General features: G+C 39.0%; 14 protein-coding genes. 3 read left to right on the forward strand and 11 right to left on the reverse strand.

Annotated features, from left to right (window positions below):
• Nucleotides 1–11: 11 nt before the first annotated feature.
• The 11 genes from EGI31_RS24650 to ric all read right to left on the reverse strand — a co-directional run bounded on the left by EGI31_RS24650 (nucleotide 12) and on the right by ric (nucleotide 15,454).
• Nucleotides 12–1,985 carry an NHL repeat-containing protein gene (locus EGI31_RS24650; protein ID WP_255039872.1) on the reverse strand — a complete coding sequence of 658 codons (1,974 nt, stop codon included), beginning with the start codon at nucleotides 1,983–1,985 and terminating at the stop codon, nucleotides 12–14.
• 2 nt (nucleotides 1,986–1,987) lie between these two features.
• Complete coding sequence (locus EGI31_RS24655; protein ID WP_255039873.1) at nucleotides 1,988–3,004, reverse strand: aldose 1-epimerase family protein; 1,017 nt, start codon at nucleotides 3,002–3,004, stop codon at nucleotides 1,988–1,990.
• A 36-nt stretch (nucleotides 3,005–3,040) separates the two neighbouring features.
• Complete coding sequence (locus EGI31_RS24660; RefSeq protein ID WP_255039874.1) at nucleotides 3,041–3,850, reverse strand: alpha/beta fold hydrolase; 810 nt, start codon at nucleotides 3,848–3,850, stop codon at nucleotides 3,041–3,043.
• A gap of 1 nt (nucleotide 3,851) precedes the next feature.
• Nucleotides 3,852–4,628 (reverse strand): sugar phosphate isomerase/epimerase family protein, encoded by a 777-nt coding sequence (locus EGI31_RS24665; RefSeq protein ID WP_255039903.1) that lies wholly within the window; start codon nucleotides 4,626–4,628, stop codon nucleotides 3,852–3,854.
• A 182-nt stretch (nucleotides 4,629–4,810) separates the two neighbouring features.
• Nucleotides 4,811–5,665 (reverse strand): sugar phosphate isomerase/epimerase family protein, encoded by an 855-nt coding sequence (locus tag EGI31_RS24670; RefSeq protein WP_255039875.1) that lies wholly within the window; start codon nucleotides 5,663–5,665, stop codon nucleotides 4,811–4,813.
• A 60-nt stretch (nucleotides 5,666–5,725) separates the two neighbouring features.
• Nucleotides 5,726–6,481, reverse strand: coding sequence for a 3-keto-disaccharide hydrolase (locus EGI31_RS24675; RefSeq protein WP_255039876.1), 756 nt, complete (start codon nucleotides 6,479–6,481; stop codon nucleotides 5,726–5,728).
• A gap of 70 nt (nucleotides 6,482–6,551) precedes the next feature.
• Nucleotides 6,552–9,242: a c-type cytochrome gene (locus tag EGI31_RS24680; RefSeq protein ID WP_255039877.1), complete on the reverse strand. Its 2,691-nt coding sequence runs from the start codon at nucleotides 9,240–9,242 to the stop codon at nucleotides 6,552–6,554.
• Between the two features lie 101 nt (nucleotides 9,243–9,343).
• Nucleotides 9,344–10,852, reverse strand: coding sequence for a RagB/SusD family nutrient uptake outer membrane protein (locus EGI31_RS24685; RefSeq protein ID WP_255039878.1), 1,509 nt, complete (start codon nucleotides 10,850–10,852; stop codon nucleotides 9,344–9,346).
• A gap of 6 nt (nucleotides 10,853–10,858) precedes the next feature.
• Nucleotides 10,859–13,921 (reverse strand): SusC/RagA family TonB-linked outer membrane protein, encoded by a 3,063-nt coding sequence (locus EGI31_RS24690; RefSeq protein ID WP_255039904.1) that lies wholly within the window; start codon nucleotides 13,919–13,921, stop codon nucleotides 10,859–10,861.
• A 335-nt stretch (nucleotides 13,922–14,256) separates the two neighbouring features.
• On the reverse strand, nucleotides 14,257–14,712 hold the full coding sequence (locus tag EGI31_RS24695) for an RrF2 family transcriptional regulator (RefSeq protein WP_255039879.1): 456 nt from the start codon (nucleotides 14,710–14,712) through the stop codon (nucleotides 14,257–14,259).
• Between the two features lies 1 nt (nucleotide 14,713).
• Nucleotides 14,714–15,454, reverse strand: a complete 741-nt coding sequence (gene ric, locus EGI31_RS24700) for an iron-sulfur cluster repair di-iron protein (RefSeq protein ID WP_255039881.1) — start codon at nucleotides 15,452–15,454, stop codon at nucleotides 14,714–14,716.
• 165 nt (nucleotides 15,455–15,619) lie between these two features.
• On the opposite strand from ric, the gene EGI31_RS24705 reads away from it, so the two are divergent.
• From EGI31_RS24705 to EGI31_RS24715, 3 genes are read left to right on the forward strand one after another with little or no spacing between them, the layout of a single operon-like run.
• On the forward strand, nucleotides 15,620–16,075 hold the full coding sequence (locus EGI31_RS24705; protein ID WP_255039882.1) for a c-type cytochrome: 456 nt from the start codon (nucleotides 15,620–15,622) through the stop codon (nucleotides 16,073–16,075).
• Nucleotides 16,076–16,114: 39 nt separating this feature from the next.
• The gene (nosZ, locus tag EGI31_RS24710; RefSeq protein WP_255039883.1) at nucleotides 16,115–18,121 is read left to right on the forward strand and encodes a Sec-dependent nitrous-oxide reductase; all 2,007 of its coding nucleotides are present in this window, start codon (nucleotides 16,115–16,117) and stop codon (nucleotides 18,119–18,121) included.
• Nucleotides 18,122–18,178: 57 nt separating this feature from the next.
• Nucleotides 18,179–18,751: a hypothetical protein gene (locus EGI31_RS24715; RefSeq protein ID WP_255039884.1), complete on the forward strand. Its 573-nt coding sequence runs from the start codon at nucleotides 18,179–18,181 to the stop codon at nucleotides 18,749–18,751.
• Nucleotides 18,752–18,754 lie beyond the last annotated feature (3 nt).

The following is an 18,754-nucleotide window of genomic DNA, read 5'->3' on the forward strand; positions in this document are numbered from 1 at the left end:
CAGGAATCCGTTTACAATTCAATCTTATAAACGACTATTCGATTATTGATGCCATCTGTAATATACAATTTATCTTTGTAGATATCAAAGTCAGTAATATGATGAAACTCACCTATTTTAGACCCACGTTTCCCTCCCAAATAGCCTAATGGATTACCATTTAAATCTGCTACAACTATTTTGTTTAAATCTGCAATGAAAATTTTGTCCTCATAAATTTTAAATTTCATTATACCCTCAAAATGCATCATTTTGGGTTTGTAATCACCTATTTTTAGCTGTATTTTATCATTTTCTTGGACAACACCTGTGTTCAAATCTTTCCTAATTTCCTTACCATAGCCTCCAATTTCACCAATAAAATATCCCAACGGATCAACAATGGAAATATACGAACCTTGTGAAAAATAAATGTTACCTTTCAAATCTGCGTCAACCCAAAATGTTTGAATTTCTTTGTTATTTTTATCTTTATCAATTCGTTTGATAAATTGTCCATGTAGATTGAATACCAGAATTTGATTACTCTTTCTTGACAATTCCTCTACCACAAAAATTGTAGTATCTCTACATATGGTATTTTGAGGAGAGTTAATTGGTATATTTGTCTTCCAATCACCTATTAAATTCCCCTGCTCATCAAAAAGAATAATTTTCTTATTTTTGGTATCGGTTACAAATACTTTTCCACTTTTAGCTATACATATTGGGTTAAAATATTCATAAAGTGACGATTTTTTTTTTAGTTCCAGATTCGATGGTAAGACATCACTAAAAGAAGGGCTAGTAATTAAAAGTTGTTCTCGGTCAAGCTTGTCCTCAATGCTTGCATAAACTATAAGATCTCCATTTTTATTTACAACAACTTTCCGAGGACTATTAAAGAATGCATAGTCTTGATTGATTTTTTTTTTGAATTTTCGGAGTAAATTAAAATTTTGTCTAGATAATACAGTAATTTCATTTTTATAGTAATATCGAAGGTAAAAATGCTGTCTATCAACTATAAGTGACCCAATTTCAGATGCAGAATTTTGATTAGGTTGTTTCAAGGCATCTTTATAGGTATCTAATAAAACATCGTTATTGGAAAGTATAAATAAAGAACCATTATCAGCTAGAATATAAATATTGTCTTTTTCATCTATCGAAATCAAAGGTGCCTTAGTTATAGTTTTTGAAAATGAGTATATTTTCAAGAATTTACCATTATTGTCAAATTTCTTAATAGAATTGCCGTAATCTGCTACAATAATATTTCCTTTACTATCTATCAAAAAATCAGAAGGTTCATTAATGTTTTCAAACTTATACTCGTTAACCCGTGTTTCAGGAGACTTTCTGAAATTGGCACTGAAATCATTTGGGGTGCCAATAATGCCTAAAAAATTCCAGTTTTTGTCAAATTTCTTAATGTTGCTGTTTGTTCTATCTAAAACATAATAAATATTTCTATAAATTCTGATCTTAACGGGATTCATTACGCCTTCTCCTTTAACTAGTTTATCACCTCCATCCAAAAGTATCTTTATAAACTCTCCTTTTGGTGAAAATAATTTAATTCCCTCCCCTCGAAACTGCCCAGTGCATATTATATAATTACCAAATTCATCAGAAATAATATTATTGCTTTTTGAACCAGTATTGTCTGTTGTTTCAGACAAGCCTCCAAATTTACATTTTAAATTACCTAGAGAATCAATAATAACTATTTTATCATTGTCAAAAACAGCTAAATTATTGTTAACTAATTCAATTGCAGATAAATCTTTAAAAAAATATTCATTATTATTTTCCTCCCCGATTACTTTTTCGAAAATCAGCTTTTGAGAATAAGCTGAAGAGTATAGCAAACAAAACAAAATTAACAAATACCCCATAGAACTGGCAAGCCTATGGAATCTATCCTCTTTCAATTCTAGAATTTTTCGGACTGCAATAACTTTTTTTGCCAAATGACTAAAGCTTAAGTTTAATGTTTTCACAATTAATAAATTTTCAATTTTACTTCAAACCTTCTACTCTCATTTGGTTTCAAAAAAATGAGTTCTTGGTTTTCTCTTGCTTGTTTTTGGCCTATGGGCCAATTTGTTCCTGGTTCTAAACCTGTTACATATTCACCTTCACCAAAATGCTGCCAGTTGGTAAGGGTCGGTAATTGAGTTTTGTCGAATTCCATTTCTATTCCAAAGTTTAGTTTTGGATTAAATAATCCACATCTACATTTTCCATTTTCATCGGCTTTCGGGGTTATCAAAGCCACTTCTTCCCCTCCACCCTTGTGGCTTTCTAACGGTGCCGGACAAGTTTTGAAGTCGTTTCCTACTTTGAAAATCTTTGGATATTCCCCGCCAAATCTGGGCTTCCATTCTCCCTCCCAAAGAATTCTTGTGCCTTCCTGAACCAATGGATATCCAAAGTTGAAATGATACAAAAGCATCAAAGGTGTTTCGGTATTTCCACGATTGATTACTTCGTCTTCAATTTTAATTTCAGCCGACCCTAAATGGCATGAAATCTTTCTTCTTAATTCTAGATTGGGACCGAAAATCTTGGATTCTTTCACAATTCCCGTGATACTCATTTCCATTTGTCCTCTATCCAAATCAGGCTGAATAATGGACTCGATCTCTGCGGGTAAATTGCTGATATTTCCATGAATACCCCTTTCACCGAATTCGTCAGATTCTGGTCCGCCAACGTGTTGAAGTCCACAGGTCGTCAATAAGCCGCCACCGAAAGTTCTCAACCAATTTATGCCAATATCTGACAAAGTTTGTGATGCTGGAATACCTCCATGACTCAGCCAAGTAAGACAATGTTGGTTAAAAAAAGCTTCCCCAATGTCCATGCCTCTATCAAAATTCACTTTGAATCGTAAACCCGAACCTGTATTTATCCAAGCGATACGGTTTCCTTTCCCTATTCCATTGTCGAGAATGGAAGTTTCTATACCGCCTATTTGGTGGTGGTTATTAATATATTTGTCTTTATATTGGAACACAGATGATACTGATTTTACCGATTAATGCTGATTTATTCAATTATTTAATAACCAATCACTTACCCTTTTATTAAAATCTTCCAAGTTTTCGAAATGGAAAATATGGCCGGCATTTTCATATAAAAAAAGTTCGGCATTTGAAATGGCATTGGTAACTTCTTCGGCCATCCAAACTGGGGTGAAAATGTCCTCTTTACCGCCAATTACCAATGTCTTTTGAGTAATTTTATGCAAATCGGCTAATGCATTGTGGTTAATACACGCATGAGCTTGTCCCACCAAGCCATGTAAAGGCTGTGGATTGGGGTCTAAATGTGCACTTTTTCTTCCTTCAGCTAAATCAGCCACTACTTTTTCATCATCCCAAGATGCTTTAGAATAAATCAAAAGCTGAATATACCTCGTAAATTCTTCAGAATTCAGATGAGCTTTACAGGCCATTATATGCTGAAAAATCCCTTTGGCGGTATTATCGCACCTCGCCCATGGACACATTAGCACCATTGAATCTACCTTTTCAGGATGGCGAATGGCTAATTTTTGGGCTATCGTGCTGCCCATGGAACAGCCTATCACTTTGGCTTTTTTTATGCCCAAGTCATCCAAAAGACCAGCATAATCGTCCGCCATTTCGTCTGTACTGTATGCTCCAGCGGGTTTATCGGTCTGTCCAACTCCTCTATTGTCACCTACAATACACCTGAAATGCTTCTCGAACTCGGCCAAATGCGGCTCCCAAACAGAACCTGGTGCTGTAATACCCATTATCAAGAGCAGCGGTTCGGCAGTCAAATTGCCCCGCTCCTCATAAAACATCTTTATTCCGTTGGTTTCTAATACTGGCATCTTATTTCAAAGCAGGAATTAAGTCATTTTTTATCCAATTACCGTCATGTAGTGTCACGTAGTCGGGATCTTCTAATGCCTCAGGACCTTCGTCTTCACAGATAATCCAACCGCTGTAGTTGATATCCTTTAGCCACTGTGTGATTCCAACCAAATCTACCTTACCATTGCCCATGATGGTCCACTCAGGCGTACCGTTCCAGTCTTTGTAATGCACATGATTAATAAGGTGTTGGTATTCTTTCATTTTAGTCAATGGATCCATGTTGCCATTAATGATATGGCCAACATCTGGTGTCCAGCCAGTTACTTTTTCGTTGAGGCCTTCTAACACGATTTTGTAGTCTTCGGCAGTACGAATTATAGAGCTATGCGGCGAGTTTGGATGATAGCTACATGCAATTCCTTTATCGTGAGCCCTTTGCGAAACAGAATTTACAATATTTACCAATGATTTTTGCCTTGCCTCTAAATCGTGTCTTCCTGTTGGAATTTGAACAGTATTCAAAACAGCATTCGGGAAATGTTCCAAAAGGGCAATGGCATTGTCAGAAATTGTTCTTTCCTCGACGGTCTCTTCTTTACCATTCCACTCTTGAGCTAAGGCCAAAGCAGCCAGTTCAATGCCGTTTTCCTGAAGTTTTGCAGCCAACAGGTCTGGGTCTACCAAATCTCCCATCCAGGTAAAAATGGGCTGAATACCAGTAAAACCAGCTTTGGCGATTATTTCTAACATGTGGCCCAATCGGCCTTTGTGGGTTTCGCCATTGCCGGCCATGTACCAAGTGTATACTTCTGAGCCGAAGCGGAAGGATAAGTCTTGACTGTGATTTTTTTGATTTATTGGATTATTATGATTTTGCATAAAGTAAATTAATAAGTGACTTTTCGAAAAATTTTGATTGTGAAAAAAGACATACTATGGAATCTAATTAATCCTAAAAATCAAATAAATCCCAGTTAAGATAATTGGTGCTTTTCACACATCATTTTTATGAATTTATAGCCCTGTTCTGCAATGTCCCATGGAGCATTGTATTCTCTCCAAACGCCTATGGCATTAGCAAAGTCAGGATCGTTTCTTGAGAAAGCTTCGATGGTCAAATAGCCTGAATAGTCTATTTTTTTCAAAGTTGAAAAAGTGTCATCAAACTGAATATGTCCCTCACCGGGCGTACCACGGTCGTTTTCGCTGATATGCACATGGTGCAAATATGGGGCGATGGTTTCGATGGCTGAAGTGAATTTCTTTTCCTCCATGTTGGCATGGTGGGTGTCAAACATTGCCCTCACATTTGGATGATTGGTTTCCTTTAAAAGCCTCACCAACTGCTCCATTGTGTTGCAGAGGTAGCATTCAAATCGGTTTAAGGCTTCGGGGCCAAGAACAATGCCAGCTTGCTGAGCATAATCTCCCGCCTGATAAAGTACCTCAGCAGCACGTTCGTATTCCACATCAAGAGCTGGGTGTGCTTCGAAATGGTTATGAGCAGAATGAATAGGGCCACAAAGTAAGGTTCCGCCTAAGTCGTGGGTTCTATCTATGGCCGTTTTGATGGCATCAAGACCCGCAGCTCTCACGGCTGGAGAAGCATTGATGGGATTGGTGTCTTTCCCGACAACAGTAACCGTGGTAACATCTAATCCTAGATCTTTTGCATGTTGGCCTACTTTTTTGCAATTTTCAGACTCCGCTCCTCCGACAAAAAATTCTACTCCGTCGTAACCAATTTTCTTAAGCCTATCCAGTGTGGGGAACAATTCCTCCGAAACATTGGCCGTCCAAGCCAACACATTAAATCCAATTTTAACCATTATTTAGCTTTCAGCTCTTAGCAATGAGCTTTGGGCTTATTGCTAAAGCTCATTTATGTTTTACAAATTTTTAATTCTTATGTTTCGATATTGTACTTTCATAGGTGGTCCAACGTGCACCTGAACGCCCAATAGGCCTTTCGCCTTACCGTTAACTGTATCATTATCAGTTACATCACTCATCAATATGCCGTTTACGTAATGTTGCAAACGATTTCCCTTAACCACCAATCTGATTTCGTTCCAATCTTCTGCTTTGATTTTGGTCTTTAGAGCTTCATTTTCGCCCAGTGAGCCAGTAACTTTTAGTTCAGTCCAGGCATTTTTTGCCACTTTGGCTCGTACTTGTTCGGGAGTCATATTGGCACTTTGGGCGTTTATTACGGTTATTTGGCCTCTGTAAGCCAAGGTTGTCCGCCCTCTTTCTTCGTAATTCTGACCAGTGTACCTATTTGCACCATCAATGTCAGCCTGATAACCTTTCAAGGCATTGGGTACATCAGGAAATATTACACTTCGATAATTTATTCCAGTGTTCCCTTTCTCAGTGATATTAAACTCTGCTTTTAGTTCAAAATCAGCTGGTTGTCCTCCTTCCCAAGTCAAAAAAGAATTTGTTTTTAGAAGTGTTTCTGGTGTGATTTCACCTACAATACAGCCATTCTCTACTCTCCAATATTTGGTATCTCCAGACCAGCCTTTTAGGCTTTTGCCATCAAAAATAGTTTTGAATCCTTTTTCAGAATTTTGAGCAACATTGGAAGTTTTACAGGCAAAAAAAAGCCCTACAACTCCAAAAAGTATATATTTTTTCATTTTTATTTAAGGTTAAAACCCACCTCTATCCCCTCTCCAAAGATGAAGAAGGGAGAAGGTTTCGAGGTTTTTATTTCTGAACTTGAGCTTTGAACATCGGATTTTTCGGATTACCCCCAGCTATCAAATAGGCCATCAAATCCTTGAATTCCTCTTCGTTCAGACTGTTGATAAGCCCTTGAAACATCATCGAAACATTTGAGGTTTTGGTTGAACTTACGTTCTTTTTCAAAACTTTTTCCAAAGCCTCTGGAGCATAAGGATTCTGAGAAACATAATAGGCCAACTTGTCTTCATTTACCAAACGGCCCACTATGGAAGTACCATTTTTTAAAGAAAATTGGGTTGCCGCATATTGATCTGATATGGTTTTATCAGGATCCACAATTGCTTCTAAAAGATCTTTGGGTGAAAAACGCGTACCTATTTGTGTCAGATCAGGACCTGCGGCTCCACCTTGGCCCTGCATGGTATGACAACCTTTACAAGTTGTTGCTGCAAACATAGCCTTACCTTGCTCGAAGTCTCTATCAGTCAAGCCTTTTTCTAAAATAGGCGTACCAGATTGCAATGTCCATCTTCTACCGGGGCCCTTCGGATAGGCCGATGACACCAAATTGTTTCCGTTCGAGCTCAAAAGCTCAGCACCAGAAAGCTTATCATAATAAGCTTTTTTATCCTCTGGAACATTCTTAAGTGCCAATTTACGTGATCTATCGATAAAACCTACATAACTATTACCACCTTTGTATTTGAAAGCATCGTTGAACCATTTGAAATAGGTTTCTCTATCTTCGTTTGTCCATCCTTTTTTGGCCATTGTCAAAACATTGGCATAGTAAGTTTGCTGCATCGGAGGCAAATTGGCCAAAGTATTTGCAATATCTCCACCGTATTGTGTACTTCTCGCTATCAAATCACTAGAATTGGTCGCGGTTTTAAGCATATTGTCTGTGGCACCCGGCTCGTCTTTGAGTTTCATCAATGCCATCGTTTTTTGGATAGCACCAGGGGCATCAAGATACAATAGGTTTTTACTCAACATTTTGTTCAGCTCCGCAGTATTTGCTGGGTAATTGGGATTCAGATAAGCAATGATTTTAGCTTTATTAGACTCAGTGGGCATTCCCATTCTCAAAAATGACAATTCAAAAGCTCTCAAAACATCAATCTTTTGAGATTCTGTTAAAGCTTTGAAATTGATTTTCAACAAAGCATTGATTATCTCGTTTTGTTTGTCGCCCTTGCCCATTCTGATCAAAGAAATCAAAGACTGAGTTGAAGCCACTGGGTCTTTCTCTGCCAAAGCCAAGTCTTGCCATTGAGCAAGGGGTTGATGTTCCAAGGCCAATCTCGCCGCATAACGAATAAATCTATCCGTACTTTTTAGATGTGGCCAAGCAGTTTTAATAGCATCTGGATTTGCTCCACCTGTATGGAATTTCTCTAAACTACGACGTAAAGCATTGGCCTCATTTATAGGTGTAACGGCTATTGGGGCTGTAGATTCACTTCCTACATAAGTAACTCTGTATAAATCAGACTCCAATCTTCGTCCGCCTGTCATAAAATAAATAGAACCATCAGGACCAACTACTCCATCGGTTAAAGGAAGTGGTAAACCTGAAAGGAACTCAGTGCGTTCGGCTGTATAAGTTGAGCCAGAGGGTTTAAGATGAATGGCATGCATAATACCAAAACTCCAATCAAAAGCAAGCAGAGTCCGTTGATATTTGGCAGGAACTTTTGCATTTTTCAAGTGGATTAAATTCGTAGGTGAGCCTTGTCCAATATTGATAACAGGTGGAAGGTTATCAGGATAAGTTTGAGACCATTTACTATTACCTGTCCGCCAGCCAAATTCTGCCCCAGAGGTAGAATGAGAAACTCGTGTTGGCCTATACCAAGGTGTACCAAAATCCCACTCCATGTCGGCATCATAAACGAACAAATCGCCTACTTCGTTGAAATCAAAATCAAAAGCATTTCTATAACCTGCATTCAGCAATTCCCAATGCTTGCCTTCAGGGTCAAGCTGAGCAACCCAACCACCAGGTGCCATACGGTCGTTTGCGTGGCCACGAGGGTCTTTGATTAATGGAAAAAGTTGATCTTCTTGCCAGTTCTTAGGCAAACGGTAGTGATCCATTGGAGGTACATCGGTATGATTTCCAGAAATTACAACCAAAGATTTACCATCTGGTGAAAGTTTGATACTATGAGGACCATGCTCTCCGTCTCCGTCCATGGGTTTCATGAAAGTCACTTTCTCAAACCGGTCGTCGCCATCCAAGTCTTGAAGGCGATACAGGCCACTTTGTCTGGTGAAGGATTTATTGTTTTTGCTATTGTTTACCATCACATATAGACTATTGAAAGCATATAATAATCCCTGCGAATAGCCCATCCCCATTGTATCTGCCCCGATTCCTGTGCCAATTTTAAGATTTTCAACTTCTGGAGTTAAGGAAGATGAACCAATTGCAGGAATTTTTAACCGGTATAGCTTTCCATATTGGTCTGATGTTATCAATCGTCCCTTATCATCAAAGGCCATGGCTACCCAAGAGCCCTGATTATTTGCCGAAGGACTATAGATATGTTCTGCTGCGAAACCTTCGGATAATCGCAATTTTTTGATTTTTGGATTGTCCTCAATGGCATGTTTTGAGAAAGGATTTTTAGTAATTGTAAAAGAAGCTGCACCTACTAAGGCAAATAATGCCAAGAATAGTGATAGTTTTTTAAGGTTGAATAACATGATGATTATTTATTTGAGCTATTAAATTAGGCATTAAAAAACATGCTACACAAGAATCTTTTAACTTTTTCTTGTGTAGCATGAAAATTTATTAAAACTTTTTAAAAATGCGGTGATAGAGCCGCCTCATCAGCAGGTAATCCATAATAAGGAGTGATATTTGTGAAGGCATCACTTGGAACAAAACCTTCAGCCGGAAAATAATATCTAAACTTATCAGCCTTAACTTTTTCGCCATAAGCTTTGATTACAGAATCAAAACGCCCTGTTCTAACCAAATCATAGAGTCTCTTAGATTCAAAAGCCAACTCTACCCTGCGTTCTTGATAAACGGCATTACGAAGATCCGTTTGAGAAGTAGCCTTGGTTGCTTCAAGGCCCGCACGGCTTCGAATTTGGTTAATAAAGGTGGTGGCCTCACCTAGTTTGTTTTGTTCAACTAAAGCTTCAGCAAGAAACAATAATGCCTCAGAATATCTATAAACTGGCCAATTCATTCCATGATTGTCATGCAATGAGTGGGGCCTCGCAAATTTCTTCATATATGGAAACGATTTATTGGCATGCACAGCACTCGCAATAGTAATGAAGCCTATTGATGCCTCTTTTCTTTTATCACCTACTTCATAAGCTTCAACCAAATCAGGTGTAGGTACATTATTGCCATCACCGGTTAGTGCCTGGGCATTTGATGTGCCTGTCAATGTGGCTAATTCTGGACCTGAAATTGGCCTTGGAGTCATATTGTAAAAGAAATTTCCTTGCAATCCAGCTGCTCCTTCAAGATATTGAATCTCAAAAATGGATTCTTTACCATTCTTCAAACCATTTGTTGTAGTGAATGCATCCGAATAGTTTGGCATTAGACTGTATTGACCACCCGAAACTATTTTTCTGAGTTCGGTTTCGGCCTCAGCCCATTTCTTCTGAATGATATAAACGTTGGCCAAGACCATTTGAGCAGCACCCGAAGTTGCTCTACCGGGAGTTTGCGTATTTTTGTCTGGCAACAATGTAGCTGCCTCAGCTGCATCCTTGATAATTTGGGTGTAAATCTGGTCTGCCGTACCCAATGGAGCGGCAGCATCTTCACGGCCTGTCACTGGTTTAAGCTGCAATGGTGCCCTATTAAATAGTCTAACCAAATCTAAATAAGTAATTGCCCTAAGAAATAAAGCCTGACCTTTAACATTCTTCTTCACAGATTCGGTGATGGCGGCCTCATCAATCAGTGACAACACCTGATTGGCACGAGCAATAACAAGGTAACTCTGTCTATAAAAACCTAAAACATTGGTATTGGTAGTTAAACCGTTGGCAGTAGGCACATTGAAATCTGCCAAATTCGACTGGTTTTCGGTAGCACCAAACAAAACATTACGGACATATCTGGCATTGTCAGAGTGCTGCTCTGTTAAATAAACCGAGGTAATGTTGTGAATAGCCCGCTGAGGTGCATAAGCAGCATTTACGGCTTGTATAAAGTCCGAATCTGTTTTAAAAAAGGTATTCGTACTTAGGTTAACCTCCGGAGTTATTGTTAAAAGGCTATCGGAACAGCTAAAATTTACCAAGCTGAATATAAGCGAAAATATTATTACTTTTTTCATGTTTTCTTAAAAGTTAAAGTTTACACCAAATGTTGTAGTACGCGGTACAGGATAGTTAAATTGGTCAACACCAGGACTTAAGTTTCCGCCATCACCATTTCCATCATTCTGAGAACTGACCTCAGGGTTTTGCCCTCCCCAATATTTAGTTAAAACCAAAGCCTGTTGGATAGAGGCATAAACTCTAGCAGATTTGAACAGCTTATTAGACTTGTTGATAGTATAGCCAAGGGTTATGTTTTTGATAGTGAAAAAAGATGCGTCAGTGATGAAGCGACTGTTCCACCAATCACGCTCGATACCCGTTACAGTACCACCACCAACAGTAGTACCATAAAATCCTTTCCCAGGATTTGCCTCCGAACGCCAACGATATTTTACTTCTTTGTGAAAGTTAAATACACCATCCAGGTTCGCGGTGCTGTATAAGTGACGTACCATTAAGTCGTTACCTTGTGAGCCAGAACCTACTATATTCAAATCAAAGTTGCCATAGGTAAGATTTGTAGTGGCACCATAAATAAAATCAGGAAAAGGATTTCCCATTATGGCTCTGTCGTCGTTGTCTCCACCGTTGGTAATTACGCCGTCACCGTTAATATCCAGTAACTTAATGGTACCTACAAACGAACGACCAGGTACTTTAGGCGAGTTCTTTAGATCTTCTGCATTCTGATAAACGCCGTTGGCTATATGTCCATAAAACTGCCCGAATGGTTGTCCCACTTTTGTGATATGATGTAGCCCGTAAACTCTGTCAATTCCAGGTGCCAATGCTAACACTTTGTTGCGGTTAAATGAGATATTGGTGTTCAAAGTCCATTTCAACTTTCCTTTTGTCAACAATCTTGTAACCAATGCCACTTCATGTCCCCAGAATTTTATTTCACCTATATTGTCATTGAAATTGGAGAAACCTGCCTCCTGAGGTATTTGTACAGCAAACAACAAATTGCTGGTTTTTTTGGTGTAATAATCATAAACCAAGGTGAATCGATCGTTTAATAATCCCAAATCCAAACCGACATCCACCTGGCGAGTAGTTTCCCAACCCAAATTAGGGTTTGCAAGAGAGGTAACCGCCGCCCCTGGTGCTATGGTGCTGCCAAACACGGCATTGACGGTATTATTAACCAAAGCATATTGGGTATAATTACCGATGTTGTTGTTACCAGTAACACCCCAACTACTTCTTATCTTTAAGAAAGATATTTTGTCGATATTCTTGATAAAATCCTCGTCTGACAATACCCAGCCCGCAGAAACAGACGGGAATGTACCCCAACGGTTGTTTGAGCCAAAACGAGAGGAGCCGTCACGACGAATAGAGGCCGTAAAAAGATATTTGTTTTTGAAATTATAAGACAAACGAGACAAAATAGAAGTAAGAGCCCATTCTTGAATATTGGTACCTGTACCTCCAAAAGTTCCAGTGGCACCAAAACCCGAGCGACTTATATTGATACCGCCCTGTATAGTAGGTAGACGGTCGTCAGAATATGTATCGGCAGTGATACGATTTATATCACCTCTGAAAGTCTGATTGGTGTATCCACCCAAAAGCTCGAAATTATGCTCATTTATACTTTTGGTATAGGTAGCCAAGTTTTCGTTTAGCCAACCTATGTTGTTGGTATATTCACGTGTAGAAACCGCCGTTACAGGAATTGCCGTATTAATATTGCTTGTGGCAGTGGAAGGGTTGAAATAGAAAAAGTTCGATCCCAAAAGCTCAGCATTGAAGGTTGACTTTAAAACTAAACCTTTTATTGGGCTGTATGATATGTACGCATTTGTCAATAAATTGGTTTGCTTGGTTTCGTTTTTGATCTCTTGGGCTGATCTTACATAATTGGGATAGGCAAAAATATTACCCGTGGATGCCGGGAATCTATTGAATAAGGTCAAAGTTTTGCCATCGGCCTCATAGATAGGCATAATAGGCCAAGTGTGCATGGCATTAAACAATATACCAGTACCTCTTGTACCATCTGTACGAGGTGTGTTATCCATTACATAACTCGGAGCCAAATTCATGCCTATCGTCACCTTCTTTGAAACGGCATACTCACTGTTTAATCTTAGCGAATATCTATTGTACTTGGTATTTAAAACCACACCCTCTTGATTAAAAACACCCGCTATCACCGAAGTCTTAAGTCTGTCTTTATTGGATGTCATGGTGAGGTTATAACTCTGAACAGGAGCCCTTTGTAGCAAGGCATCAAACCAATCGTTGTTCTTACCTGCGTACTGAGATGGATTTTGAAACTCTGCGGGCACGGGTAATTTGGAGTCTTCGTAGTGTTCTTTTTTGGCCTGAGCAAACTCTTCAGCAGTCATCATCTGGAATCGTCCTTTCATTGGTACTACTTGTGTACCTGCAAAAGTGTTGAAACTTATATTTGTTTGACCAGATTTGCCTTTCTTGGTATTGATGATAACCACGCCATTGGCCGCTCTAGAGCCATAAAGTGAAGTAGAAGCGGCATCTTTCAAAATCGAAATATCTTCAATTTCATCAGGGTTTAGTTGTCCAATATTTCCTGTAATAGGAAAACCATCTACGACATAAAGGGGATCGCTACCAGCTGAAACAGATAGCTGGCCTCTTATTCTTACGTTCATTCCTTGTCCTGGCTTACCCGTAGTCTGATTAATCTGAACGCCTGCCAATTGGCCTTGAAGTTTTTGTGCCATTTGTGAAACTGGAATGTCCTTGATTTCTCTTGATCCCACGGTCTGCACGGCACCAGTAACCGATTTCTTTAGCTGCGAGCCGTAGCCTACCACTACCACTTCGCTAAGTAGTTTGTCATCTAAATCGAGCGAAACATTAATATCCTTTTGGCCTGTTACATTGACCTCTTTGGTTTCGTAACCCACAAAGCTAAAAACCAAAACAGAATTGTTGGGAGCATCAATGCTATAGCTTCCATTAACATCTGTTTGAGTTCCTTTGGTGGTGCCTTTGATGGCCACACTCACCCCAACGAGACCGTCGCTGTTGGGATCGGTTACCTTTCCTTTTATTTGGGAATACGCAAATGAAGTACAAAGGAGCATCATACCAGTCAATAAACCTAGTAGATAAACCCCTCCACTTCGAAAAGTAGTTTTTTGGTTCATAAAAAAAGTAATTTAAGGTTGAGAATAAGAGAATAGGTAAAAAATAAACCATCGTTATTTTTTATAAATTTTAGAAAACTATCAAGAATTAGTGTCCTGCCGTGTACTGCTTTTGGTAATAAAAGAATAAAAAATATGAAAAATATAAGAAGGATTGATTCAGGTCAAGAGACTGTTTGGACCTAATACTGAAGAATAAGAAAAAAAAAGGTGCGGAAAAAAAATCCCAGAATCTATGGGGAATTCTGGGACTCAGGAACAGGGTATAAAAAGTTCTAAATTTCAGTTGCAAACTCTTTATTCAAACTCAGATAGCTGTCGCCAATGTCAATTTTTTTTACGAGGTCGGATATTTTTAAATTTTCAAAAGTCTTAAATATGGCACTTCGGCAACCGTCAAACTCATCGTGCAATGGACAAGGATTTATTGAAGAACACTCTTCTCTACCCAAAAAACATTTTTTAAAAATCCCAAGTCCATCAATCGCCTCTACTACTTCTATTAAGGGCGTGTCTATGGTTTTAGAATTCACAAAAAACCCCCCGTGAGGGCCTTTAATAGAACTGATGATTCCTCTACGTACCAAGTCTTGCAATATTTTACCCAAAAAATGTTGCGGTATTTGCAAATCCTCGGCTATTTCCAAGATTCCATGCTTTGTACTTTTGTTTTGTTCTAATGATAAAAAAACTATTCCTCTGATGGCATAACCACACGTTTTTGAAATCATTTTATTGTGCTAAGTATTTTTCCTCCAAGTTAATAATTTTAGGAAAAAGTATATTGTTTTCGAGATGAATATGCTGAATTAAATCCCGATCTAAGTCTTTAAGCTTATCTAACATTACTAAGTGAGAGTTACAAGCCTCTTCTGGTGCAGTGTAATTATGGGTTATTTCTCTGAGCCTATGCAATATTGTACCAGCTTCTTCATGTTCACTGTGCATGATGTGTATAGGATTGTTCACCGTTCCGAAAAAAGGCGAACTGGGAGCCGTATTATTTTTAATATCATGAACCATTTGTTTTACGAACGGAAATAAAATATTTTCTTCTTTAGGCAAATGACCCACCAAATCAGCCTCTAAGGCATTATAAAGTTCATACAATTCTGGCAAATAATCGAACCTTTCACCGTGTTTTTTGAAAACCTTATCTACAAAAAACCTTACCTCTGGAAGATTTTTATATAGATATTGATGATGAACATTCACAATATAGTCAGCCAGAAAGTCTAAATCAAAACTATCAAAATTTAACTCATTTGTTGAATTAGATTCTATCGATATATTTAAAACCCTTTGCCATACTTCCTGACTATCAAGACCCTTAGATTTACAAACTTCATCGAAAAGGACATTCCCACCGCAACAGAAATCTATACCCATTGTAGAGAATATTCCTGCAGCTTTAGGGTTTTTTCTTACTATTTCACCAACTTTCAATCCCTCGTACTCTTCTAATATTTCCATTTTTATCTTAAATTTTTTGATAAAGATATTAAGGTCTTTTATTCTATTATATGACAACAATCATCTTTTAAACTGCCTTTTGGTCATTAAAAGATTGCAGGTCTCAAAATACTTTTGTTAAAAAGATATTTAACTCTTTTATTATTTATTTTAAACATATTTAGTATGAAAAAAATTATTCTACTGCTCGCAGTTATCCCTTTATTCTTCTGGAGCTGTGGCGGAGCTGAGCAAAGAGCTGAAACACCCAAAACCGACGATTCGGTACTTGAGAAACAAGAAGAAGTACATGGCGAAGAGGTCAAAGAGCTGGCTCTCAGTACGCCTTTAGACCAAGCCATGGTAAAAGAAGGCCAAGGAATTTATGACCTCAAATGTTCTGCATGCCACAAACTCTCCGAAGAAAAACTTGTAGGGCCCGGTTGGGCGGGTGTAACAAAACGCCGCCAACCCGTATGGATTGTAAACATGATCACCAATGTGGACATGATGCTGGCCGAAGATGCTGAAGCCCAAAAAATGTTAGAAGAGTGCTTAGTCAGAATGCCCAATCAAAACATAACAGCACCTGAAGCTAGAAGCCTCATAGAATTTATGAGACAAAATGACGGTGAAAAGTAGGAAAGACCGATCGAAGTTTAATTTAAAGTTTACTAAAAAATGAAAAACAGATTTTTAAAAATTGCAACCTATTCGTTGGCAATTCTAGGAGCATGGTCATGCAAGCCTTCGGCTGATAAAACCGCAAGTAGTTCTTTTCTAGCGGGAGACGCTGCCGAAAAAGTGTACGTAAAACCCGGAACACATGATGAGTTTTATAACATTGTATCAGGTGGATTTAATGGGCAACTTTCGGTAGTAGGCTTACCATCAGGCAGAACCCTCAAGATTATTCCAGTCTTTTCTCAGTTTGCTGAGAGTGGCTGGGGATATAGCGAAGAAACCAAACCGATGCTGAACACTTCGCATGGCTTTGTGCCTTGGGACGACTCTCACCACGTGGCGTTATCCACTACCAAAAGCGAGCATGATGGCCGTTGGGCTTTTATTAATGGCAACAATACGCCAAGAATTGCCCGTGTAAGTCTTTCGACTTTCAGAACTGAAGAAATCATCGAAATTCCTAACTCCGGTGGCAATCACTCTTCGCCATTTGTTACTGCCAATACCGAGTATGCAGTGGCTGGAACACGTTTTTCAGTTCCGCCAGACAATAAGGCCGATGTGCCAATCAGCTCATTTAAACAAAACTTTAAAGGTTACATCAGTTTTGTGAGTATAGATAAAACTTCGGGAAGAATGGGTATTAAATTCCAACTAAAAACTCCTGGCGTAAGCTATGACCTCGCACGTGCTGGTAAAGGCAAATCGGCAGGTTGGTTTTTCTTCTCCACTTATAATACAGAGCAAGCCAATAGTCTTTTAGAAGTGAATGCTTCTCAAAAAGACAAAGACTTTATTTTGGCTGTAAATTGGAAAAAAGCTGAAGAATATTTAGCTCAAGGTAAAGGCAAAAAAGAACCTGCAAAATATGCTCATAATGTCTACAGTGAAGAGACGCACTCTGCCACTTCTACCATCATAAACGAAGTAATGACACTCGACCCCAAAGAGTGTCCTGACTTACTGTACTTCATGCCTTGTCCAAAATCTCCACACGGCTGCGATGTCGATCCAACCGGCCAGTATATAGTTGGATCAGGAAAATTAGCTGCTGTTATCCCTGTTTTCTCTTTTGACAAAATGTTGAAGGCTATCGCCAACAAAACTTATGATGGGAATTTTGACGGAATTCCAGTTTTGAAATACGACGCTGTGCTACACGGAGAAGTTAAAAAACCAGGCTTAGGACCATTGCACACAGAATTTGACGGCAGAGGCAATGCTATAACTTCATTCTTTGTGTCATCAGAATTGGTAAAATGGAACATAGAAAAACTTGAAGTGGTAGATAGAGTGCCAACATTTTATTCTGTGGGTCACTTAAGTATTCCGGGCGGACCAACTGCCAAACCTTGGGGTAAATACGTGGTGGCCTACAACAAAATAACGAAAGACCGATATTTACCTACTGGACCAGAATTGGCTCAATCGGCACAGTTGTATGATATTTCGGGCGACAAAATGAAACTCTTGTTAGACTTCCCAACCATTGGCGAGCCACACTATGCTGAGTCTATTCCGGCTTCGTTGATTGAGAAAAACAACAAGAAAATTTTCAAACTCGAAGAAAACAAACACCCCTATGTGGCTAAGGGTGAAAAAGAGACCAAGGTGGTTAGAAAAGGAAAGGAAGTACATGTCTATATGACTTCCATTAGGTCGCACTTTAGTCCCGATAATATTGAGGGAATAAAATTAGGCGATGTGGTTTATTTCCACCTTACCAACCTAGAACAAGACTGGGATGTTCCCCATGGATTCGCTGTAAGAGGTGCCCTGAATGCCGAAATATTGGTTATGCCGGGCGAAACGAGTACTCTTAAATGGGTACCAACCAAAGTTGGAGTAACACCGATGTATTGCACAGACTTCTGTTCGGCACTCCACCAAGAAATGCAAGGCTATATTAGAGTATCGCCTGCAGGAAGTAATGTGCCGCTAACTTGGGGTACTGGCAAAAACAATCCATCAGCAGAAGCAGAAAAAAACGTAGCTAAAAAATAGTGTAAACTTTTAATGGAGCGGGGTGCCTACTCCGCTTCATTTTCAAACCAAAATCAAATGAAACCGTTAAAGAAAATATCTCAGATTAGCCTTGCTATCAGCTCCTTATTGCTTATCATAGCCTACTTCGTGCCTATTTGGAGAATAGACTTGTGGGCACCACAATATCCAGAAGGACTGTCTATGTCTATTTGGCTAAGTAAGCTGAGTGGCCAAGTGGACATTATCAATGGTCTAAACCACTACATCGGCATGGCCCACATCAAAGAAGAGATGTTTCCGGAATTCAAAATACTTCCCTATGCTGTTGCAACAATAATTGCCCTTGGTTTAATGACGGCATTTCTTAAAAACCGCAAAATCTTGATTGGATTTTTGGTTATTTTAATTCTTTCAGGCATAGTGGCCATGTATGATTTTTGGAGCTGGGGATACGAATATGGACACAATCTCGACGATTCAGCTGCTATAAAAGTACCCGGCATGGCCTATCAGCCACCGTTAATAGGTTATAAAGAGCTGCTCAACTTTGGAGCATACTCTATCCCTGACATAGGCGGTTGGCTATTTGTTTTGCTAGGCGTAGTTACTATTTCGACACTAATCTTTGAGATAAAAACCAACAAATGAGTC

The sequence above is a fragment of the Lacihabitans soyangensis genome (assembly GCF_024343775.1).
GTDB lineage: Bacteria > Bacteroidota > Bacteroidia > Cytophagales > Spirosomataceae > Leadbetterella > Leadbetterella soyangensis.

Bases quoted from the DNA above. Each gene is read 5' to 3' on its own strand.
- EGI31_RS24665 (WP_255039903.1), bottom strand. From the start codon at position 4,628: ATGGCCGGCAATGGCGAAACCCACAAAGGCCGATTGGGCCACATGTTA.
- nosZ (WP_255039883.1), top strand. From the start codon at position 16,115: ATGAAAAACAGATTTTTAAAAATTGCAACCTATTCGTTGGCAATTCTA.
- EGI31_RS24680 (WP_255039877.1), bottom strand. From the start codon at position 9,242: ATGTTATTCAACCTTAAAAAACTATCACTATTCTTGGCATTATTTGCC.
- EGI31_RS24670 (WP_255039875.1), bottom strand. From the start codon at position 5,665: ATGGTTAAAATTGGATTTAATGTGTTGGCTTGGACGGCCAATGTTTCG.
- ric (WP_255039881.1), bottom strand. From the start codon at position 15,454: ATGGAAATATTAGAAGAGTACGAGGGATTGAAAGTTGGTGAAATAGTA.
- EGI31_RS24675 (WP_255039876.1), bottom strand. From the start codon at position 6,481: ATGAAAAAATATATACTTTTTGGAGTTGTAGGGCTTTTTTTTGCCTGT.
- EGI31_RS24715 (WP_255039884.1), top strand. From the start codon at position 18,179: ATGAAACCGTTAAAGAAAATATCTCAGATTAGCCTTGCTATCAGCTCC.
- EGI31_RS24690 (WP_255039904.1), bottom strand. From the start codon at position 13,921: ATGATGCTCCTTTGTACTTCATTTGCGTATTCCCAAATAAAAGGAAAG.
- EGI31_RS24660 (WP_255039874.1), bottom strand. From the start codon at position 3,850: ATGCCAGTATTAGAAACCAACGGAATAAAGATGTTTTATGAGGAGCGG.
- EGI31_RS24695 (WP_255039879.1), bottom strand. From the start codon at position 14,712: ATGATTTCAAAAACGTGTGGTTATGCCATCAGAGGAATAGTTTTTTTA.
- EGI31_RS24685 (WP_255039878.1), bottom strand. From the start codon at position 10,852: ATGAAAAAAGTAATAATATTTTCGCTTATATTCAGCTTGGTAAATTTT.
- EGI31_RS24705 (WP_255039882.1), top strand. From the start codon at position 15,620: ATGAAAAAAATTATTCTACTGCTCGCAGTTATCCCTTTATTCTTCTGG.